Origin of the sequence: Marivivens donghaensis (assembly GCF_011806565.1) — a bacterium.
GTDB classification, from domain to species: Bacteria; Pseudomonadota; Alphaproteobacteria; order Rhodobacterales; family Rhodobacteraceae; genus Marivivens; species Marivivens donghaensis_A.
In genome coordinates this window covers 318121-339901 of record NZ_JAATOP010000002.1, presented here as the reverse complement: position 1 = coordinate 339901, position 21781 = coordinate 318121, and the positions used below count along the sequence as shown (strand labels likewise).

General features: G+C 62.6%; 18 protein-coding genes and 1 riboswitch. Of the genes, 10 read left to right on the top strand and 8 right to left on the bottom strand.

What is annotated here, in order from left to right:
• Positions 1-66: 66 nt before the first annotated feature.
• The 6 genes from cobM to HCZ30_RS04515 all read right to left on the bottom strand — a co-directional run bounded on the left by cobM (position 67) and on the right by HCZ30_RS04515 (position 6579).
• The gene (cobM, locus tag HCZ30_RS04540; protein ID WP_167636762.1) at positions 67-843 is read right to left on the bottom strand and encodes a precorrin-4 C(11)-methyltransferase; all 777 of its coding nucleotides are present in this window, start codon (positions 841-843) and stop codon (positions 67-69) included.
• A 22-nt stretch (positions 844-865) separates the two neighbouring features.
• Positions 866-2707: a precorrin-3B C(17)-methyltransferase gene (gene cobJ / locus HCZ30_RS04535; protein ID WP_167636760.1), complete on the bottom strand. Its 1842-nt coding sequence runs from the start codon at positions 2705-2707 to the stop codon at positions 866-868.
• Positions 2698-3399, bottom strand: coding sequence for a precorrin-2 C(20)-methyltransferase (gene cobI, locus HCZ30_RS04530; RefSeq protein ID WP_167636757.1), 702 nt, complete (start codon positions 3397-3399; stop codon positions 2698-2700). The genes cobJ and cobI overlap by 10 nt, the downstream gene beginning before the upstream one ends.
• Positions 3396-4592, bottom strand: a complete 1197-nt coding sequence (cbiE, locus tag HCZ30_RS04525; RefSeq protein ID WP_167636755.1) for a precorrin-6y C5,15-methyltransferase (decarboxylating) subunit CbiE — start codon at positions 4590-4592, stop codon at positions 3396-3398. The genes cobI and cbiE overlap by 4 nt, the downstream gene beginning before the upstream one ends.
• Positions 4589-5227: a precorrin-8X methylmutase gene (locus HCZ30_RS04520; RefSeq protein WP_167636753.1), complete on the bottom strand. Its 639-nt coding sequence runs from the start codon at positions 5225-5227 to the stop codon at positions 4589-4591. Before HCZ30_RS04520 ends, cbiE begins: the two co-directional genes overlap by 4 nt.
• Before the next feature lie 71 nt (positions 5228-5298).
• A complete protein-coding gene (locus HCZ30_RS04515; RefSeq protein WP_167636751.1) occupies positions 5299-6579 on the bottom strand; it encodes a sirohydrochlorin chelatase in 1281 nt (426 codons plus the stop codon).
• A gap of 182 nt (positions 6580-6761) precedes the next feature.
• Here HCZ30_RS04515 and HCZ30_RS16860 point away from each other — a divergent pair, with 182 nt between their 5' ends.
• The 7 genes from HCZ30_RS16860 to HCZ30_RS04485 all read left to right on the top strand — a co-directional run bounded on the left by HCZ30_RS16860 (position 6762) and on the right by HCZ30_RS04485 (position 12294).
• Positions 6762-6833: a hypothetical protein gene (locus HCZ30_RS16860; RefSeq protein ID WP_432442754.1), complete on the top strand. Its 72-nt coding sequence runs from the start codon at positions 6762-6764 to the stop codon at positions 6831-6833.
• Positions 6834-6862: 29 nt separating this feature from the next.
• Complete coding sequence (locus tag HCZ30_RS04510; protein ID WP_167636749.1) at positions 6863-7837, top strand: glutathione S-transferase family protein; 975 nt, start codon at positions 6863-6865, stop codon at positions 7835-7837.
• 107 nt (positions 7838-7944) lie between these two features.
• Complete coding sequence (locus tag HCZ30_RS04505) at positions 7945-8316, top strand: DUF1636 family protein (RefSeq protein ID WP_167636747.1); 372 nt, start codon at positions 7945-7947, stop codon at positions 8314-8316.
• Positions 8316-9248 (top strand): threonine-phosphate decarboxylase, encoded by a 933-nt coding sequence (locus tag HCZ30_RS04500; protein ID WP_167636745.1) that lies wholly within the window; start codon positions 8316-8318, stop codon positions 9246-9248. The genes HCZ30_RS04505 and HCZ30_RS04500 overlap by 1 nt, the downstream gene beginning before the upstream one ends.
• The gene (gene cbiB, locus HCZ30_RS04495) at positions 9245-10144 is read left to right on the top strand and encodes an adenosylcobinamide-phosphate synthase CbiB (protein ID WP_348640349.1); all 900 of its coding nucleotides are present in this window, start codon (positions 9245-9247) and stop codon (positions 10142-10144) included. Before HCZ30_RS04500 ends, cbiB begins: the two co-directional genes overlap by 4 nt.
• Positions 10145-10198: 54 nt before the next feature.
• Positions 10199-11362, top strand: coding sequence for a lytic murein transglycosylase (locus HCZ30_RS04490; RefSeq protein ID WP_167636743.1), 1164 nt, complete (start codon positions 10199-10201; stop codon positions 11360-11362).
• Positions 11362-12294, top strand: a complete 933-nt coding sequence (locus HCZ30_RS04485) for a glycosyltransferase family 2 protein (RefSeq protein WP_167636741.1) — start codon at positions 11362-11364, stop codon at positions 12292-12294. The genes HCZ30_RS04490 and HCZ30_RS04485 overlap by 1 nt, the downstream gene beginning before the upstream one ends.
• Here HCZ30_RS04485 and smc read toward each other — a convergent pair.
• A complete protein-coding gene (smc, locus tag HCZ30_RS04480) occupies positions 12246-15701 on the bottom strand; it encodes a chromosome segregation protein SMC (RefSeq protein ID WP_167636738.1) in 3456 nt (1151 codons plus the stop codon). The two genes, HCZ30_RS04485 and smc, sit on opposite strands and share 49 nt — an antisense overlap.
• 211 nt (positions 15702-15912) lie before the next feature.
• Positions 15913-16131: riboswitch (cobalamin riboswitch) on the top strand.
• Positions 16132-16166: 35 nt separating this feature from the next.
• Between smc and cobW the strand changes: the two genes are divergently transcribed.
• Positions 16167-17228, top strand: a complete 1062-nt coding sequence (gene cobW / locus HCZ30_RS04475) for a cobalamin biosynthesis protein CobW (protein ID WP_167636736.1) — start codon at positions 16167-16169, stop codon at positions 17226-17228.
• Positions 17225-17680: a GNAT family N-acetyltransferase gene (locus tag HCZ30_RS04470; RefSeq protein WP_167636734.1), complete on the top strand. Its 456-nt coding sequence runs from the start codon at positions 17225-17227 to the stop codon at positions 17678-17680. The genes cobW and HCZ30_RS04470 overlap by 4 nt, the downstream gene beginning before the upstream one ends.
• Here the strand turns inward: HCZ30_RS04470 and HCZ30_RS04465 are convergent.
• A complete protein-coding gene (locus HCZ30_RS04465) occupies positions 17677-17853 on the bottom strand; it encodes a hypothetical protein (protein WP_167636732.1) in 177 nt (58 codons plus the stop codon). The genes HCZ30_RS04470 and HCZ30_RS04465 overlap by 4 nt on opposite strands.
• A 48-nt stretch (positions 17854-17901) precedes the next feature.
• Here HCZ30_RS04465 and cobN point away from each other — a divergent pair, with 48 nt between their 5' ends.
• Positions 17902-21627 carry a cobaltochelatase subunit CobN gene (gene cobN, locus HCZ30_RS04460; protein WP_167636729.1) on the top strand — a complete coding sequence of 1242 codons (3726 nt, stop codon included), beginning with the start codon at positions 17902-17904 and terminating at the stop codon, positions 21625-21627.
• Positions 21628-21781 lie beyond the last annotated feature (154 nt).

The following is a 21781-nucleotide window of genomic DNA, read 5'->3' as shown; positions in this document are numbered from 1 at the left end:
CTTAGGATGATGGAGTCACGCTCTAAATCAAGCCTCCAAAAGGAGTAAATTTCTCCGTTATGTCAGTCAGGTAACAGGCGCTTTCTTCTTCGGCCGAAGCACGTGCGGACGGGCAGCGTCATAAAGCGCGGAATCAGGGAAACCGTGATCCCCGCCAAGCGCCGGACCAACCAGAATAAGCGCTGTGCGTGTAATCTTGGCCTCACGGATTTTCGGCTGGATGTCCGACAAAGTGCCGCGGATAATCATCTGATCCGGCCAGCCGACACGGTAGACAACAGCCACCGGACAATCCGCACCATAGAACGGCGCCAGCTGACGCTCGATCTCGCGCAGCGCACGGATACCAAGGTGGATCGCCAGCGTCGCGCCAGTGCGTCCGAAGTTTTCCAGCGTCTCGCCATTCGGCATCGCGGTCGACTTCATCGACATGCGGGTCAGAACAATGGACTGGGCGACCTCGGGGATGGTCAGTTCCTGACCCAACGCAGCCGCAGCCGCAGCATAGGCCGGAACACCCGGAATGATTTCGTAGTCGATGCCATCGACCTTCAAGCGGCGGATCTGCTCTGCGATAGCACCATAAAGTGACGGATCGCCCGAATGCACACGGGCGACGTTCTGACCAAGCTCATGGGCCGCAACGATCTCCGCATGGGTCTCGTCCAGCGTCATCGGCGCGGTGTCCATCACCTTCGCATCAGCAGGCGCACAGGCGACAACCTGCTCCGGCACCAGCGAACCGGCGTAGAGGCACACCGGACATTCCCCGATGATACGGGCAGCTTTGACGGTCATGAGTTCCGGATCGCCCGGTCCTGCTCCGATAAAAAATACGGTCATAGCGCTATCCTGCCTTTGTGCCTTAAATATCCCGGGGGAGCGGCGTAGCCGCGGGGGCAGCGCCCCCTGCCCGATCACCACTCAGATCGCCATCGATCTTCCGCGCATAACCACGCGGCGTATACATCCGCGGCCCTTCGCCCAGTTGCGCCAGACGCGAATTCGATGAACCGACCAGAACCACGGTGAGCATATCCACCTCATCCACTTCCAGTTCGTCCAGACGACGGTAGCGGACGTGCTCCTGCGGACGACCGAGGTTCGACGCCAGCATAACCGGCGTATCTGTCGGACGGTGCTGAAGAAGAATATCGCGGGCTTCGGCCAGCAAGGTGCGGCGGGTCTTTGAGACCGGATTGTAGAACGCTATGACAAAGTCGCCCTCGGCAGCCTTATGCAGACGGCGCACGATGTCTTCGCGCTTGGTCAGCAGGTCAGACAGCGAAATGGTGCAGAAGTCGTGACCGAGCGGCGCACCCGCGCGCGCAGCCGCACCTTGCAGCGCCGATACACCCGGCGAGCAGACGACTTCGACGCGGCGGGCCGCATCCGTGACGCCCAGTTGATCCGGCGAACGGTCGAGCAGTTCGAAGGTCAGCGCGCCCATCGCGTAGATACCGGCATCGCCCGAACAAACCAGCGCGACGTTGTAGCCTTCGCCCGCGCGTTCCAGCGCATAGCGGCAACGGTCTTCCTCGCCGCCCAGCGGGAAATCGCTGCGCTGCTTGCCGTGGCCCAGCGGGCCCAGCAGATCGATATAAAGGCCGTAGCCGACCAGCTCGTCAGCATCTGCCACGAGGCGCGACACCTCCGGCGTGCGCCAAGTTGCCTGCCCCGGCCCAATACCGACGATCGACAGGCGACCGCGCGCGCGGCCCTTCATCTCGGTGATCGGCGCGTCGGCCTTGGCGACAGCGCAAGTGGTGTTTGCGGTTTTGGTCTTCTCGACAACCAGAGCGCCACCCGAGGCCGCCAGAGCCGCACCTTCGGACACGCCGTGGCAACCAACCTCGGCGAAGACAACGTCCGACGGGTTCGCGACGGCTTGCTCTTCCAGTTCGGCAGCGGTGAACAGGCGCAGCGGCACGCCAAGGCGTTTGGCGACGGTGTTCATTGCGGGCTCGTCGGCCTTCAGATCAATCGTCGCAACGCAGGCAATTGCACCGTGGGCGATACCCGCATCAGCAAGGCTCTTCTGAACCAGCTCCCAAAGCTCTTCAGTATCCGCATTGCGCGCGCAGCCAACGCCGAGAACGTATTGCTGCGGATGGTAGACCAGACGCTTCGGCCCATCTTCGGCAGGGGCATCGGTGACCACCAACTCAACAGCGCCGCCGTTGGCTTCGATGCCAAAGATGTTTTCGCCGGTAACGGTTACGCCCTCACCCGCCAGCATCGCAGCCATTGCAGATTTGGCATCGTCGAGGTTCGCGAGGCGGTAGCCCACCGGCGGCACGTCAAGCGCAACACTCAGCGCAACATCGCCAGCGGTCGTGATCGCAGCGGTCGCATCAAGCGCCTTCGCGATCTCTCCCGCGAGGCGGTTCGCACCGCGATGACCACCGAGCAGCGGAATGACGACAGCGCCATCATCGCTCACCGACAGAACTGGCGGCTCGGAACGCTTGTCCGACAGCAGCGGGGCCACGGCGCGGATCAAGATGCCCGACGCGCAAACGCCGACAATCGGCACGCCTGCAGCGAACAGATCGCGCGCGTGGTCGAGGGCATTCGCGAAATAGGCGTCAGCCTGATCGACACGACCTTCGCGGCCATGGACTGCGCAATCGAGGGCGGCAGCGACGCGGTGCGCCACTTTCTCGCCCGAGCGCGAAAGCGCCATCACAACCGGTTTCACAGCCATGGGTCGGCTCCCTTCGTCAGCAAAATCATAGAAAAGTAAGGCGCGGATTCCGGCGCCTCGGATAGGGGTAGAACGACCTGAGCGTCGAGACTCGCGCGTTCGATGTAAGTGGCCTGCGCTTCAAAGCCGAGGTCCGCGATCACCCCGCGGATTTTCGCCAGATGGCGTCCGACCTTCATGATGGCAACGCTTTCGGCACCTTCGATGCGGGCGCGCAGCTCTGCCTCGGGTAGCGGTCCGGGGAGGACGGTCAGGCGCTCGTTACGGGCAACCAGCGGACGTCCGGCAGCAGCAGCGCAAGCGGTGATCGAAGTCACGCCCGGTACGATCTGCACGTCGAATTTCGGCGACAGGCGGGCGTAGAGGTACATGAATGAGCCGTAGAAGAACGGATCGCCTTCGCACAGGCAGACGACATTCTCGCCCGCGTCCAGCGCCGCCGCAATCTCTGCCGCGCCCTTGTCGTAGGCGTCCTGCGCGGGCTTGCGTTCGGTGGTCATGGGCACTTCCATGACGATTTCCTGCACGCCTGCGGGGATCAGGTCTTCGGCGATCGAGCGGGCAAAGCTCGACCCGCCGACCAGCGCCGGATAGGCAATGACCTTGGCGTTTTCGATCAGGCGGGCTGCTCGCAGGGTCAGCAGGTCCGCCGCGCCCGGTCCAAGGCCCACGCCGTACAGAATTCCGCTCATCGTTTGATCAGGCTCCATTGAGTGACTGCCATCGCGGGGCGCCATCCGGTCAGACCGCCAACGGGCGAGGCGCGCTCGACCGAAATGCGGGCCAGATCGCCGCCGTGCTTGGCATAGAGGTCGCGCAGCACCGCTTCGCCTTCGAGCGTCACGGCGTTGGCGACAAAGCGGCCGAGGGGCTTCAGCGCGGCCCATGCAATGTCAAAGACCTCTTCGCTGACGCCGCCACCGACGAACACAGCATCCGGCGCGGGCAGATCGCCCAGCGCCTCGGGCGAACGGCCGTCGATGAGTTTGAGGCGGGGCGCACCCAGCGTCGCTGCATTCTGCGCAGCATAGGCGCGGCGCTGTTCTTTAGGTTCAATGCCGATGGCCAGCGCATCACGCGCGCCGCGCATCCATTCGATCGCGACCGAGCCACTACCACAGCCCACGTCCCAAAGCAGTGCACCGCGCATCGGCATAAGCTTCGACAGGGTGATCGCGCGGACCTCCTGCTTCGTCATCGTGCCGTCAGAGACGAACGCATCGTCCGGCAGGCCCATCTGCGGCAGCACCAGCGCGTCATCGCCTGCAATGCACTCGACGGCCATTGTGTTGAACGCGGGAACCTCATGGCTCCAATCGTTCGCAACGCCATCAAAGCGGACTTCGTTTTCGCCGCCCATCGCGCCGAGTACTGAAATCCTAGAGGCGCCATAACCGCGCTCGGTCAGGAAACCGGCGATCTGACCCGGCGTTTCGCTGCCGGTCGTCAGGAGAAGCAGCCGCCCATTCGGACGGATGTAGGGGATCATCTGCTCGACCGGACGTCCATGGACCGTGAGGGTCTCCACGTCCGCGAGGCTCCACCCCATGCGGGCGGAGGCGAGCTGGAAAGCCGAAAGCTGCGGGTGGAAAACGATCTCTTCGTTCGGGATCGACCGACCGATCCGCGCACCGACCGAGTACCAGAGCGGGTCACCCGTCGCTAGGACCACGACCCGCTTGCCTTTGAGGTCACGCAGAACGTCGATCAGCGCGTCAAACGGATGCGGCCAGCTGAGCCGCTCGGCCGCGATGTTCGGCGCAAGCTGGTGGTGACGCTCACCGCCGATGATGACTTCGGCGGTTTCGAGCACGGTGCGAGTCGCGGGCACCAGCCCGTCCAGCCCGTCCTCGCCGAGCCCGACGATATGAAGCCAAGCGGTCATTTATCGAGCTCCGGCAGGCCCGCTGCCAGCGCATTCACAGCCGCCGACGCCATGGCAGAGCCGCCCTTACGGCCGCGTAGCGCGACAAAATCAATGCCGCGCGAGTTGGCGGCGAGTTCGGCCTTGGACTCCGCAGCACCGACAAAACCAACTGGGAAGCCGAGGATCACGGCAGGCTTCGGGAAGCCTTCGTCGATCAGTTCGAGCAGGTGGAACAGCGCAGTGGGCGCGTTGCCGACAGCAACCACTGCGCCCTCGATATGCGGCTCCCAGAGGCGGACGGCAGCCGCGCTGCGGGTATTTCCGATTTCCTGCGCCAGCGCGGGCGTGCGTTCGTCATTCAGCGTGACGATGACGTCGTTCTGCGCCGGCAGGTAGCGGCGGATGATACCGGCGCCAACCATTTCACAATCACAAAGCACGGGCTTGCCCGACTGTAGAGCCGCGTGACCGACATTGTAAGCGTCCGGCGAGTAGGCAAGACGATCCCCAATCTCCACCATGCCGCAAGAGTGGATCAGGCGGGTGACCAGCGGCTGGAGGCTGGACGGGAAGCGGTCCAGCCGCGCCTCTTTGCGGACAGTGGCAAAGCTCTCGGCATAGATCGCTTTGGGGTCTTTTTCGTATGGTCGCATGTCGGTGTCCGTTTCGGGCTTCCTGTAGAAGCCCGAGCCTCCGGCGGAGGTATTTGGGCCAGAGTGAAAGATCAGGCTTTGCGGGTTTTCAACGCGCTCTTCGGGCCGAGCGGGTGATCCGCGTGCGGGTATTCCGCATGGTGGTGGTCGTGCCCGTGGCCGTGGTCGTGATCGTGATCATGGTGGTGATGATGGTGACCGTGGTCATGATCGTGATGGTGGTGATCATGGTCGCCATGGTGATGGTGGTGATGTCCGTGCGCAGCTTGCAGGCGGCAGAGGCCGGTGCAGAACGTGTCGCAGAGGGTGCAATCCGCCACGTTCGAGCCAGGAGCCGATGCGCCCTGACCTTCGACGTGGTGGTGGTGGCTTTCCTGAACCGCGCCGACTTCGTTTTCGAAGCCGATCACCTGCGTGCGGTACTTACACAGCACACAGGTCGGCGGAGGCACATCGCCCGCAGCGGGGTGGCCGGACGCCTTGAGCGCGGCGAGGCGCTCTTCGGGCTTGATGTGGATGTGCTCGCCGCCTTCAAGCGCCAGCACCTGTTCGCGGAACGGGCAGATGCCGCAGTTTGGAACGGGGGTGTCGCCGGCCTGTTCCTTCACGCGTTCTGCGAAGGTTTCGAGCACCTTCGGGTGGTCGTTCAGGTAACCGGCTTTGATGAACTGGATGTCGCCATGTTCGGCTGCGACCTGATCGGTGAAACCGTAGATGCGGTCGATCAGGATGCCGGTGAAGAGGAAGTACGGGAACACCACGACGCGCTTGTAGCCGAGCTTTGCCACGTGTTGCAGCGTCGGCTCGACCAGCGGGAAGGTCACGCCCGAATAACCAATCTCGCACCAGCCGAACCCGATGCCTTCCCAAAGGAGACGCGCGATCTTGGCGACGTTCGCGTTGGCGTCGGGATCCGACGCGCCGCGACCGATCACGACGAGGCAGGTTTCGTGCAGCGGAACCTCGCCATGTTCGGCGTTCGCGCTGGCGACGGCTTCCTGCACGCGTTCAGCGGCGGCGGCGATCATCTTGGGGTCTACGCCCAGTTCGCGGCCGTACTTCACGTCGATGCCGTGCTTGGCGGCATAGGTGTTCAGAACCGTAGGGATGTCGTTCTTGGAGTGCATCGCGGCAAACAGCATCCCCGGCACAGCAAGGATACGCTCGCAGCCAGCTTCGCGCAGTTTGTCCAGACCATCGCGGATCACGGGATTTGCGAATTCGAGGTAGCCGTAGTCGATCATCCAGTCGGAAGGCAGATACGCGGGCAGCTTTTCAGCCAATACTTTGAATTCATCTACGGCTGACTGGCTCCGCGAGCCGTGTCCGCAAATCATTACACCGGTTTTCATATCGGGCCTCCGTTCCGTCCATGACCAGAAGCCCGCCTTGGCGGTGGTGCGACGACGTGGGCTTTCGTCCCCGTTCGGGTCGACGTCCGCGCCACCACCTTTCCGGCCGAGTTGGCTTCGTCTGGCGTGGTCTACAGGGGCCGGAGCACCTTAGCAAACAATGAAACGCCGCAGGCGGGTTCATTTGCGACCTGTGCGACAGCGCATGTGACATGCGCGAGCTGCGTTGTTGCGTCGCTTGCCGAAGCCGCTAACTAATCCCGCAACACCAAAGGAGCGGAAAATGGGTTTTCTGAAAGACGGCGAATGGCACGACAAGTGGTACGACACCGAGTCGCACGGCGGTAAATTTGTACGATCTACGGCCGCCTTCCGGAACTGGGTCACCGCAGACGGCTCTGCTGGTCCGACCGGAGAGGCTGGCTACAAAGCCGAGAGCGGACGCTACCACCTCTATGTGTCCTATGCATGTCCTTGGGCGCATCGCACACTGGTCTTCCGCGCGATCAAAGGCCTTGAGGATCATATCGACATCTCGGTCGTGCATCCGCACATGCTGTCCGACGGCTGGACGTTCGAAAGCGATTTTGACGGCGCGACCGGCGACACCCAGTTCGGCCTGCCCTTCATGCGTGACATCTACACCAAAGCCGTGCCTGACGTGTCGGGCCGCGTGACGGTTCCTGTGCTCTGGGACAAGAAGACCGGCACGATTGTGTCGAACGAAAGCTCCGAGATTATCCGCATGTTCAACTCGGCCTTCAACGACATCACCGGTAACGATGATGACTACTGGCCGGCAGAGCTGCACGATCGCATCGAAGAGATCAACGAGCGCGTCTACAACACCGTGAACAACGGCGTTTACAAGTCGGGCTTCGCGACCTCGCAGGACGCCTACGACGAAGCCGTAGGTCCGCTGTTCGACAGCCTCGACTGGATCGAAGGCATCCTTGCCGAAAACCGCTATCTCACCGGCGACAAGATGACCGAAGCCGATTGGCGCCTGTGGACGACGCTTGCGCGTTTCGATCTGGTCTACCACGGCCACTTCAAATGCAACCGCCGCAAGCTGATCGAATACCCGAACATCTGGGCTTATACCCGCGAGCTTTACCAAGTGCCGGGCGTGGCGGAGACCACTCACTTCGATCACATCACGCACCACTACCACTACAGCCACGACATGATTAACCCGCACCGGATCATTCCGGTGGGCCCCGATCTGGACTGGAACGAACCACACGGTCGCGGATGACCGATCTGCCGTCGCTTGGACGGCATCGCTAGGGCTATCGTCTGCCTACTCTTGTTTTGCCGCTCCGGATCGGGTTGATACGGGGCGCGCAGACAAGGAAAGACGACATGACGAGCTGGATCACCATTTGCGAAGGTTGCAAAACCGATGACTGGGCCGAAAAAGGCATCGAGGTCACGGATGGCGCCATGCTGGCCGATAAGATCGAAGCCGCAGCAGACGGAACCGGCCTGAAGGCGCGCCGCGTGTCCTGCACCATGGGCTGCGAGCGGTCCTGCAACATCATCGTTCAGGGCAAGGACAAGATCGGCTACTCGCTCGGTAAATTCGAGCCGACTGCGGAGGCTGCCGAAGCCATCGTCGAATACGCCAAGATGCACAGCGAAAGCGAAAGCGGTCAGGTGCCGTTCCGCCAGTGGCCGCTCGGCGTCAAAGGGCACTTCGTGTCCCGCCACCTCCCCCTGCCGGAGACCGATTGATGGCTCGCGATCACGGCGGCGGTGTCGATGCGGCTGTTGCCCATTGGGGCGGTACGCGCGACGGCTGGCTGGACCTGTCCACTGGCATCAATCCGGTGCCGTATCCTGTCGGCGAAATCTCCGCCCTTGCCTGGAATACCCTGCCCGACACCGGAGCCATGGAGCGCCTCATAGCCGCCGCACGGTCGTTCTGGAATGTGCCCGAAGATTGCGCGATCTTGCCCGCGAACGGTGCCTCCGCGCTGATCTCCCGCCTGCCCGATATTACGGGTCGCGGCGCATACATCCCCGCGCCGACTTACAACGAATACAAAGCTGCCTTTGAAGGCGCGGACAAACTCGGCGACGGGTCGGAGGCTTCGGGCACGCACGTCTACGTTCACCCGAATAACCCCGACGGAAAGCTCTGGCCGACTGCGGTTACGGAAGGCCACGCGCTGACCGTGATCGACGAAAGCTTCTGCGACGTGTGCCCAGAGCAGTCCCACGTCCAGCTCGCCAGCAACGATGGCGTAGTCGTGCTGAAAAGTTTCGGCAAGTTCTGGGGCCTCGCTGGTCTGCGGCTCGGTTTCATGATTGCCCGCCCCGAGCTGATCGCCCAGATGAAGACCCTCCAAGAGCCGTGGTCCGTCAACGGCCCAGCGTTGGAGATTGGCGCCCGCGCTCTGACCGACCACAAATGGGCCAATGACACCCGCGCACGACTGGCGCAGGATGCCGACCGTCTGGACGCGCTGATGACGGGCAAAGGCGCAAAGGTCGTCGGCGGCACCACGCTGTTCCGCCTCTACGACGTCGACGATGCCGCCGCATGGCAGGACAAACTGGCCAGCGGCCATGTCTGGTCCCGCATCTTCCCCTATTCCAAGACGTGGGTTCGCCTCGGCCTGCCCGCGCCCGACGGCTGGCGCCAACTGGAGGCCGCGCTGTGAGCGTCGTCCTCGCGATGCTGCTCGACGCTTGGCTGGGCGAGCCGAAATGGCTCTGGAACCGCTTTCCGCATCCCGCGGTGCTCATGGGGCGCTGCGTCGGCTTCATCGACGACACGTTCAACAACGGCTCCCACCGGAAAGACAAAGGCATCGCCTCCTTCGCTGTGCTGGTCGCTATTTTCGCGCTCCTTGGCGTCGTCCTACAGGCGCTCCCTTGGATCTGGGCCGAGATCATTGTCGGCGCTATGCTCCTCGCGCAGAAGTCGCTGGTCGAGCATGTGCAGGACGTGGCCCGCGCCCTCCGTTATTCTGTTTCCGAGGGCCGCAAATCCGTGGCCATGATCGTGGGACGTGATACCTCGGACATGGATGAACCCGCTGTGGCCCGCGCCGCGATCGAAAGCGCGGCAGAAAATTTCAGCGACGGCATCATCGCCCCGCTATTCTGGTTCATCGTCGGCGGCTTGCCCGGATTGCTGGTCTACAAGATCACAAATACGGCAGACAGCATGATCGGATACCGCACGCCGAAGCACGAACAATTCGGCTGGGCGGCGGCGCGTTTCGACGACCTGCTCAACCTGATCCCCGCGCGCCTCACCGCGCTGCTGTTCGTCGCTCTACGCCCCGACCTATGGTCGTTCCGCGATATCTATGACGACGCCAAACTCCACCGCAGCCCCAACGCAGGCTGGCCCGAAGCGGCGCTGTCCCGCGTCCTCGGCCTCGCCCTTTCCGGCCCTCGCGCCTACCACGGCGAGATGCGCCAGTACCCTTGGGTCAACGCAAAAGGCAGCAAACTCGCAGGGCCGAAGGATATCGACGGTGCGGTGCGACACCTCTGGATCGCTTGGGGTATCGCGCTCGGCGCGGCTCTGCTGATTTCCGTTTTCTGAGGTTGCGCCCTTCGGCCTGCGCGCTACGCTCTGTCCAAGTCATTAGGAGGACACATGCGTATTCCCCTCACCCTCGCCGCGATCTGTCTGGCGGGCTCCGTTTCGGCCCAGCAATGCGGCGGCACCTTTTCGAACTTCGTCAACGATATGAAATCCGAGGCAATGTCTCGCGGTTTCGACGCCAACACCGTTAACAACTTCTTCGCAAATGTGAGCCAGAGCGACGCCGTGCTCCGCGCCGACCGCGCGCAGGGCGTGTTCCAGAAGGACTTTATCGAGTTCTCACGCAACCTCATTTCGCAGAACCGCGTAAACAACGCCGCCACTTATGGGCAGCGCTTCGCTTCGACGTTTGACCGTATCGAGCGTGAATATGGCATCTCCAAAGGTGTACTGCTGGCGTTCTGGGCGTTCGAGACCGACTTCGGTCAGGTGCAAGGCAACTTCAACACGTTGAACGCTCTGGTCACTCTGGCGCACGATTGCCGCCGCCCCGAACTGTTCCGTCCGCAGGTTTTCGCTGCGCTTGAACTCTATCGCCGCGGCGACTTCAGCCCGACCAACACCACCGGCGCTTGGGCGGGTGAAATCGGTCAGGTGCAGATGCTGCCCGAAGACATCATCGCCAACGGTCGTGATGGCGATGGCGACGGTCACGTCGATCTGAAAGGCTCGCCCGAGGATGCGCTGATGTCTGGCGCGTCGATGCTGTCGTCCCTCGGCTGGCGTCCTAACGAGCCGTGGCTGCAAGAAGTTACCCTGCCGTCGAACCTCGACTGGTCGCTCACGGGTCTGAACCACGAAATGAGCGGCGCCGAATGGGCCAGCCTTGGCGTTCAGCCACGCACGGGCCAGATCGCGAACCTGCCTGCGTCGATCTTGCTGCCGATGGGCCGCAACGGGCCTGCTTTCCTCGCATATCCGAATTTCCACGTCTATTTCGAGTGGAACAAGTCGATGGTTTACGTGACCACCGCAGCCTACTTCGGCACGCGAATCATGGGCGCACCGGCTTACAACGCAGGCAACCCGACGCCGGCATTGTCGGGCGAGGAGGTCATGTCGCTCCAGCGCAAACTTCAGGCCCGCGGCCACGATGTTGGCGGCGTTGACGGTATCGTTGGCGAGATGACCCGCGAGGCCGTGCAGACCGAACAAGAGCGCCTCGGAATGCCAGCCGATGCTTGGCCCACTCGGGAACTGTTGAACAGCCTGTAATGAACTGGGGAATTGCGACTACGATCAAAGCGCCGGTGGCAGAGGTAGAGGCATGGGTTGCCCACCACCTCGCCCTCAAACCTGCGCAGATCTGGTTGCACTTCGATGATCCCGACGACCCCGCCGCTGATGTGGTCGAGGGGATCAAGGGCCTGACGGTTATCCGCTGCGATGCTGATCATTGGGAGGCACGTGGCGGGCGGCCGATCAAGATTGAGGGCCGCCAGACACGTAACGCCCAGAGCATCTATGACCGCGACGAAGTCGACTGGCTCGCCCACATGGACGGCGACGAATTTATATATCCGAGCGAGCCTGTCGCAGCTGTCCTTGCCCGTGCCGATGAAGCATCACCCGTTGTCAGGATGCGCCCGTGGGAGGCCATCCACTCCCCGAAAAACGGCGGTGTTTTTGACGCGCATCTGTTCCGCGCGCCTATCCTCTGGAAAGAGCAGCGCGAGCTGTTCTATGCCGTGTTCGAGGACTACGCGCCGATTATGAAACGCGGGAGCCTCAGCCATTCGGTCGGGAAATCGTTCTACCGCAAAGGCATAGAGGGGCTGGAGGTTCGCATCCACACCGCCCTGATCGACGGCGAACGGGTGAAGGGATACCCCTTTGCCGACGAGTTGCCGCTGCTGCATTTCCACGCGCACGATCCTGACGACTGGAAATCGCGGCTCCCCGCCCGTGCCAAGACCGGCGCCTATTTGGGTGTGCCCGAGCTCTTGGAAATCCTGTCGGAGGCGAGCGCAGAAGAACTCGATCACTTCTACCAGACCGCCGCCGCGATGGACGTGGACAAGGTGTCGATCTGTATGGATCGCGGTTTGCTGAAGGACATCGACCTCGACCTGCCCGCCAAGGTCTCTGCCATGCGCCTTTACGCGACCATCGCCTCGGCGCGCTTGAGGTCAACCGAAACCAGCTGACTGACGCCCTGCTCGGCCATCGTCACCCCGAACAGGCGGTCCATGCGAGCCATCGTCACCGCGTGGTGCGTGATGGTCAGAAAGCGCGTCTGCGTGCGGCGCGTCATCTCGTCCAGCATATCGCAGAAGCGGGTCACGTTCGCATCGTCGAGCGGCGCGTCGACCTCGTCCAGCACACAGATCGGCGCGGGGTTAGCGAGGAATACCCCAAAGATCAGCGCCAGCGCGGTCAGGGTCTGCTCACCGCCCGACAGCAGCGAGAGCGTCGACAGTTTCTTGCCCGGCGGTTGGCACATGATCTCCAGACCGGCTTCGAGCGGATCGTCGGATTCCACCAGAACCAGCTTCGCCTCACCGCCGCCGAACAGGTGGCGGAACAGGTTCGAGAAGTTCTCGTTCACCTGCTCGAATGCGGTCAAAAGGCGCTCGCGGCCTTCCTTGTTCAGCCCGAAAATCCCATGACGTAGAGCCTTGATCGCCTCTTCGAGGTCTGCCTTTTCACCGACCAGCGTATCGTGCTCGGTCTGCACCTCGACCGCGTCCTCTTCGGCCCGCAGGTTCACCGCGCCGAGAGCATCACGCTGGCGCTTATAAGCGTTCACTTGAGACTCTAATTCGTGGGAATTCGGGATTTCCTCAAGCGTCATGTCCAGCGTTTCGAACAGCTTCTCCGGCGTGGTTTCCAGATCCTCGCGGATACGTTCGGCAGCGGCATGGACGGTCTCGCGGGCTGCCTCATTCCGGGCGTCAGCGCGGGCGCGGGCCTCGCGGGCTTCGGACGCCAGACGTTCGGAATCGCGCTCGGCAAACTGCGCATCACGCAGACCGTTTTCGGCCTCGGCCAACTTGTCGGATGCCTCGCTGCGGCGCTCTTCGGCCTCTGCTATGGCTTCCATCAGCTCTTCGCGCTTTTCCGCGATTTCCTCGGGTTGCGCTGCCGCTTCATAGAGCTCTTCTTCGCTCTCGACCTTACGATCCTCAAGCTCCTGCGTCCGCTTCGACGCCGTATCGAGGCGGTGCCGCCAACCGCTAATTTCCTTGGTGATCTCTTGCAGGCGCTTTGTCCGCGCATCGCCCTCGCGGCGTACTTCTTCGGCGGCAGCGCGGCGGGTCATCATGGTCATTCGCGCGGCTTCGACCATCATCTTGAGGTCTTCGATACCGGAACGTGCGTCGTCAAGATCGGCCAAATCGCCGGACTGCCGCTCGGCCTCGACCATCGCACGCTGAGCGGCGTTGGCCTCTTCTAGATGGCGTTGGAGTGCCAATTGCGAGGTCTCGCGCTTGCCCTCGGCAAGGTTACGGTCGGCCTCGGCACGCGACAGTGCACGGCCTGCATCGGCGACCTGTTGGTCGGCGTTGCGGCGGGCCATACGGGCCATCTGGTCGGCTTGCGTCAGATCGCTCAGGCGCGTGACCAGCGCTTCGTGGGACTCGCGGGCATCGTCGGCGCGTTCCTCGGCGGCTTCAAGGTTTTCGCGCAGGCTGCTCAGGCGGTTGATCTGCTGGAGACGGAGTGCGGCAGCCGATGGCGCATCCTCAGCACCGGCGCGGAAACCATCCCACCGCCAGAGGTCGCCTTCGACACTGACGAGGCGCTGACCGGGCAGCAGTTGCTCCTGTAGCCGCGCGCCATCCGCTTGGGCCACCAGCCCGACTTGCGCGATGCGGCGCGCCAGAACTGCGGGCACGTCAACCATATCGGCCAGCGGCTGCAGTCCAGCGGGAAGCGATTGCGGGTTCGCATATGCGCTCAGTTCGGCCCAGCCCGACGCCTTGCTGCCGTCGATTGCGGGCGCGCGCAGGTCATCCGCCAGCGACGCGCCCAGCGCCTTTTCATAGCCAGAACGCACGGTGAGCAGATCAAGCACCTGCCCGTCACCGCCGCTTTCACGTTCGACGAGTTTGGCGAGACCGGCAACCTCGGCGCGCAGCGCATTGGCTTCGCCCTCGGCCGAAGACCGGAGCGCCCGCGCATCCGCTTCGCGCTGCTGGATGTCGGCACGCGCTACCTCGGCTTCGGCGAGGGTTTCTTCGGCACGTTCGGCGGTGGCCTGTGCGATTTCCTCGGCTTCGGTCGCCGCTTCGAAATCGGTCTCGGCCTTGGCCAGCGCGGCCTCCGCATCGACGAGAGCAGCCTTAGCACGCTCCGCATCGGCGTCAGCTTTGGCCAGCGTCTTGCGGCAGTCTTCGATCAGACGCTGTGTTGATTGGTGACGGGCGGCAAGTCGGGCGACGTCCTCGGTCCGCTCGGACAGTTCCGCCTCTCGCTCCTGCATGACGGACGCGGCATCACGGGCGGCTTCCTGAGCGATCTCGAACCGCTCGGGCTGGCCCTCGTTGGCCTTGGCAATCTCACGCTGTTCCCATTCCAGACGGTCAATGGTTTCGACAGCATCCGTGTTCAGTCCAGCCTCGCGCTCCATATCGCGGGTAAGCTGGTCGATGCGGTTTTTCAGCGTCTGGATCCGTTCCAGCGCGCGCTGTTCCTGTTCTTTGAGCGAGTCGCGCTGGACCTGAAGTCGTTGCAGCACGGCGCCGGCGATCGCCTCTTCTTCACGAACCTTGGGCATGCCGTCTTCGTATTTCACGCGGGCGGCGGTCGCGGCACGGGCGGCACTTTCGGCCTGCGATGCGGCAACGGTCTGTTCACGCAAGACAGCGACAGCGGCAAGGCGGGCGTCCTCGGCCTCTTTCCAACGGCGATAGAGCAGCATCCCTTCCGACTTGCGGAGGTTCTCGCCGATCTCGCGGTAGCGGGCGGCCTGACGGGCCTGACGGGCAAGCTGCTGGAGTTGGTTCGCCAGCTGTTCTACCACGTCATCGACACGTTCGAGGTTCTGCTCCGCCGCTTTCAGCTTCAATTCTGCTTCGTGACGACGCTGGTACAGACCCGAAATACCCGCAGCTTCCTCGAGAATGCGGCGGCGGGCTTTGGGCTTTGCGTTGATCAGTTCGGAGATCTGGCCCTGTCGCACAAGCGCGGGCGAGTGCGCACCGGTCGACGCGTCGGCGAACAGCATCTGCACATCGCGAGCACGTACTTCTTTGGTGCCGACCTTGTAGGCCGAGCCGATGTCCCGCGTAATGCGGCGCACGATTTCGAGGTTGTCCTGATCGTTGAACGCAGCAGGCGCGAGGCGCTCGGCGTTGTCGATGACCAGCGCGACCTCGGCAAAATTGCGAGCGGGCCGCTTGGTGGTTCCGGCGAAGATCACGTCTTCCATGCCGCCGCCGCGCATCGCCTTGGGACGGTTTTCGCCCATCACCCAGCGGAGCGCCTCGAGGAGGTTCGACTTCCCGCACCCGTTCGGCCCGACCACACCGGTCAGACCTTCGGCAATCACCAGCTCTGTCGGGTCGACAAAGCTTTTGAACCCGTTGAGCCGCAGTTTGTTGAACTTCACGTGGTCACCTGACTGATTCCGTTGCTTTCAAGTTGGACGGCAGATCGGCGGCGAGTCAACGAAACTGCCCACAATCTGCTATCCGGCCCCTAGTTATCCACAATATATCGACAGAATTACGGCCAGAGCACAGGCAGCTTTGGTTCATTCACACCGCCGTTCCTGCGCGCGATGCTGTCGCAATCCGCCTTGACGCCCCAGCAAAACAAAGCGCACAAAGACGCCGCACGGTGCCTCTTCCGTGGTGCAAAGCATCCGAGGATAACCGGGAATGCGGTAAGGCCGGATCCCCTCCGGAAGGCCAAATCCGCAGCCGCCCCCGCGACTGTATGCGGAGAGCGTTTTCCACTCCGCCACTGGGTCCGCTCGGGAAGGCAGGAAAGCGCCTTGACCCGCGAGCCAGGAGACCGACCGCGCCGGATATAACCATGCCGTCGGGTGTGACGGACGATGAAAGAGAGAATTATGGCCGCTAAAATCCCCGCAACCGTTGTGACCGGTTTCCTTGGCGCAGGTAAAACCACGCTGATCCGTCACATGCTGCAAAACGCCAACGGCAAGCGCATCGCGCTGATCATCAATGAATTCGGTGACCTCGGCGTTGACGGCGACATCCTCAAGGGCTGCGGCGAAGAGACCTGCACCGAAGAGGACGTGATGGAGCTGTCGAACGGCTGCATCTGCTGCACAGTAGCCGACGATTTCATCCCGACGATGGAAAAGCTGCTCGAGCGCGAAAACAAGCCCGACCACATCGTCATCGAAACTTCGGGCCTCGCCCTGCCGCAGCCGCTGGTGCGTGCGTTCAACTGGCCGGGTATCTCGACCAAGGTGACCGTGGATGGCGTCGTGACCGTTGTGGACGGTAAAGCCGTGACCGAAGGCCGTTTCGCGCACAGCGTCGAAGCTGTCGATGCCCAGCGCAAACTGGACGAAAACCTCGACCACGAAACGCCGCTGTCCGAGCTGTTCGAAGACCAGATCGCCTGCGCCGACATGATCGTCGTCAACAAGACCGACCTTCTGTCCGCTGACGAAGCCGAAGCACTGACCGCCAAGCTGAAGGGTGAAAGCCGTGACGGTGTGCAGGTGGTCAAAGCGACCATGGGCGCACTTCCGGTCGACGTTCTCCTCGGCCAAGGCATCGGTGCGGAAAACGACCTCGATGCCCGTCACGAAGTGCATCACCACCACCATCACGACGATGACGACCACGACGATCATGACCACGAACACGAGCACGGCCACGACGAATTCGAGTCGTTCGTCGTGACCCTCGGCGAGGTCGCTGACGCGAAGGCGTTCTCGGCCAAGGTCGTCGACGTGATCAAAGCGCACGACATCCTGCGCCTGAAGGGTTTTGTCGCTGTCGAAGGCAAGCCGATGCGCCAGACCCTGCAAGCCGTTGGCCCGCGGATCGAGACCTACTTCGACCAGCCGTTCAGCGGCGAGCGCAGCACGCGCCTTGTCGTTATAGGTGAAGCGGGCCTCGATCAGGCGGCGATCACCGCAGCTCTGTCGGCATGATCTTCGTCGAAAAGAACAGTCCGCATCACCCGCAGGCGACGGCTTTGCTCAAGTCGTCGCACGCGTTGATGCAGTCGCTGTTCCCGCCCGAGGACAACTTCTACCTCGATATCGACGATCTCTGCGTGGACAGCATCCGTTTCTTCACCGCGCGCGAAGGTGACACCATTCTTGGGACCGGCGCGTTGTCCATCAAGGACGGCTATGGCGAAGTGAAGTCGATGTTCACGAACGAGGCCGCGCGCGGCAAAGGTATCGCAAGTGCGATCCTGCGCCAGATCGAGGACGAAGCCCGCACCGAAGGTCTGCCGTGGCTGAAACTCGAAACCGGCAACGTGCTTCATGCAGCGCACCGCGTTTACGAGCGCCACGGCTTCACCCGCTGCGGCCCGTTCGGCGATTATCCCGATGCGAAGTCTTCCATCTTTATGGAAAAACCCCTGACGGATTAATCGTCTTTCTGCTCGCTCTTCTCGGCGGCGGCTTTCTTCATCCGCTCGAGCAGAACGCTCTTGTCGTTACGACCGGCGAATGGGTTCTTGTCCGTGCCTTTGGAGTTGTGTTCCTTGTGGCGCGGAAAACCTTTGCGACCGGTCGAAGGTCCGAACTTACTATAATCAACCATGATGTGGCTCCTTTGCCGCGCTGATGCCCGAATTAAAGGTCCGATACAATGCACCTGCTCGCTGCGACACCCGGAAACGTGGACGATAAAGAGCCAGTCGACCTCGGACAGACGCCCGCCGACATCGTGGTGATTACCGCCGCCGATACGGAACTTGCCGCCCTCTCCGAAGCGCGGGCCGAAATGCAGGACGCGCCGGACCTGCGCCTCGCCAGTCTGATGAACCTTATGCATCCGATGTCGGTGGACCTGCACCTCGACGACTGCGCAACAAAATCGCGGCTGGTCATCGCGCGCGTTCTGGGCGGCGCGGGCTACTGGAAATATGGGCTCGAACAATATGCCGCCCGCCTCTACGAGGCCGGTATTCCGTTCGCTGCCCTCCCCGGTGACGACAAGCCCGATCAGGAACTGCGCAGCCTTTCGACGGTGAGCGGCACGGACTATGATGCCCTCTGGAGCTATCTTGTCGAAGGCGGCCCGCAGAACGCGACGAACTTCCTCGCCTACGCTCAATCCATGTTGAACGGCCGCGAAAAGCCCGCCGCAGCCTCTCCGCTTTTGCGTGCCGGCATCTACTGGCCCGGCCATGGCCAAGCAAATCTTACCGACCTGAAAGAGGCTTGGGTCGACGGCGCACCTATCGTTCCGGTGGTTTTCTACCGTGCGCTCGTCCAAGGCGCGGGCCTCGCCCCGATCAATCGCCTGACCCGTAGTTTGCTCCGCGCAGGACTGAACCCGCTGCCAGTGTTTGTCGCTTCGCTGAAAGACCCCGTGTCAGTCGCCACGCTGGAAACGCTCTTCACCGACGCCAAGCCCGACGTCATCCTCAACTGCACATCCTTTGCCGTCGGCAATCCGCACGGCGACAAGGCCAGCGCCAACCCGCTCGCCGCGCCCTTCGCCAACAACGCGCCGGTGTTTCAGGTCGTCCTCTCGGGCGGCACCGAAGAAGCATGGAGCGAGGGCCTCAACGGCCTCGCCGCCCGCGACATCGCGATGAACGTCGCCCTGCCCGAGGTCGACGGCCGCATCCTCTCGCGCGCTGTCAGCTTTAAAGGGGAGGCCTACTTCGACGAAGCCACCCAGTGCCCCATCGCAACCTATCAGCCGCGCGGCGACCGGATCGACTTCGTCACCCGCCTCGCGGCGAACTGGACGAACCTTCGAAGGACCGCGCCGCAGGATCGCAAAATCGCCCTCGTCCTCGCGAACTACCCCAACAAGGACGGCCGCCTCGCCAATGGCGTCGGCCTCGACACACCCGCAGGTACGGCCCACGTCCTCTCACTGCTGAACACCGCAGGCTATAAAACCGAAACGCCTGATAGCCGCACACTGATGGATCACATCACCGCTGGCCCGACCAACTGGCTCACCGACCGCGCCAGCAAGGAAGGCGGCGAGCATCTGCCACTTTCAATCTATCTCGACCATTTCAACGCCCTGCCTTGGGACGTCAAACAGCGGATCACCGACCGCTGGGGCGCACCGGAGGACGACCCCTTCATTCTGACCCCAATACCTTCGCCGAAGGCCACCGGCGAAGCCGGTTTTGCGCTCTCGATCAAAACTTACGGCAACGTCGTCGTTGGCGTGCAGCCCGCGCGCGGCTACAACATCGACCCGACCGAGACCTACCATTCGCCCGATCTCGTCCCGCCGCACAACTATCTCGCCTTTTACTTCTACCTCCGCCACCACTTCGGCGCACAGGCGATCGTCCACATGGGCAAACACGGCAACCTCGAATGGCTGCCGGGGAAATCCATTGCCCTGTCGGAAATCTGCATCCCCGAGGCCGTCTTCGGCCCAACACCCCACGTCTACCCCTTCATCGTCAATGACCCCGGCGAAGGCACGCAGGCCAAGCGCCGCGCGCAGGCCGTGATCATCGACCACCTCACCCCGCCGCTGACCCGCGCCGAAAGCTACGGCCCGCTGCGCGATCTCGAAGCGCTGGTGGACGAATACTATGAGGCCGCTGGCGTCGATCCCCGCCGCATCGATACGCTCCGCCGTGAAATTCTGTCGCTGTCCGAAGTCACGGGGCTCGCCTCCGACGTCGGTATGACGGGCGATCAGGAACAGGACCTCGCGAAGCTGGACGCCTACCTTTGCGAACTGAAGGAAGCGCAGATCCGCGACGGCCTGCATATCTTCGGCCAGTCCCCGACCGGCCAACAAGCGCTTGACCTTGCCATCGCTCTGGCCCGCGTGCCACGCGGCGACGGCAAGGGCGCGAACGCATCGCTTCTGCGCGCTCTGGCTGACGATCTTGTGCTCGATTTCGATCCGCTCTCGGCGGACCTCGGAACGCCTTGGACGGGCCCGACACCCGACATCCTGAGCGGCGATGGCACATGGCGAACCACAGGTGATACTGTCGAGCGCCTCGAAGACCTCTCCCAGACACTCCTGCGGGACGGCGGGTGGGGCGATGCGGAGGCAACGACGCAAGCGACACCGCCGGGACCGAAATCTGCCGAAGTCATCGCGGAAATCCTCGGCAACATCCGCCCGATTATCCAAACCTGCGGCCCCGACGAAGGGCAAGCACTGCTGAACGGTCTGAGCGGCCTAGCCGTCGCACCAGGTCCATCCGGCGCGCCGACGCGCGGACGCCTCGACGTGCTCCCGACGGGAAAGAACTTCTACTCCGTCGACAGCCGCGCCGTGCCGACCCCGACCGCGTGGCAGCTTGGTTGGAAATCCGCGAACCTGCTGATCGAAAAGCACCTCCAAGACCACGGCGACTGGCCGCGCACCATGCTTGTCACCGCGTGGGGCACCGCCAACATGCGCACGGGAGGCGACGACATTGCGCAGGCTTTGGCGCTTATGGGCGTCAAGCCGACATGGGACAGCGCGAACCGCCGCGTCACCGGTTTCGAGATTATGCCCCAAGGCATCCTTGGCCGTCCCCGCGTGGACGTGACGCTGCGTGTTTCGGGCTTCTTCCGCGACGCCTTCCCACAACTGATCGCCCTCGTGGACAGTGCCGCCCGCGCCGTTCAGGCCCTTGATGAAACCGCCGATCTGAATCCCGCTGCCGACCGCGCGCGCAAAGGCGAAAGCCAGTCGCGTGTCTACGGCTCCAAGCCGGGTGCCTACGGTGCGGGTCTACAGGCCCTGATCGACGAACGGATCTGGAACGACAAAGCCGACCTCGGCAACGCCTATATCGAATGGGGCGGTTATTCCTACGGTGCCAAAGATGAGGGTACTGCCGATCACCAAGGCTTCCGCGAGCGTCTATCGCAGACCGAAGCTGTCGTGCAGAACCAAGACAACCGCGAACACGATATCCTCGACTCGGACGATTACTACCAATTCGAAGGCGGCGCAGCGGCGGCTATCAGCACGCTTCAGGGCACGGATCGTCCCATCTATCATAACGACCACTCCCGCCCCGAGCGACCTGTCATTCGCACTCTGGATGATGAAATCGGCCGCGTCGTGCGCAGCCGCGTGGTCAATCCCAAATGGATCGATGGCGTCAAACGTCACGGCTACAAGGGTGCGTTCGAAATCGCGGCGACGGTCGATTACCTCTTCGCATTTGCAGCAACGACCGGAGCCGTGAAGAACCACCATTTCGATCTGGTGGAGTCCGCATTCATCGAAGATGACGACACGCGCGAATTCATTGAGGACGTTAATCCGGCAGCACTGCGAGAGATCGCGGAAAGGCTCAATGAGGCAATGGATAGAGGACTTTGGCAACCGCGCTCGAACTCTGCCCGAGCGCGGATAGCCGGTTTGCTCAACTGAACTCAGACAGTCGCGATTGCGGCGACAGCGAAGTACAGAACAAACATAGACAAAGCGAAATACTGCATTGTAAATCCTGCTGCGTATGCACAATCCGCCCTTTGCCCCGATACGCTCGTAACGGGAAGTGACAAACGGCGCGAAGGTGCGACGC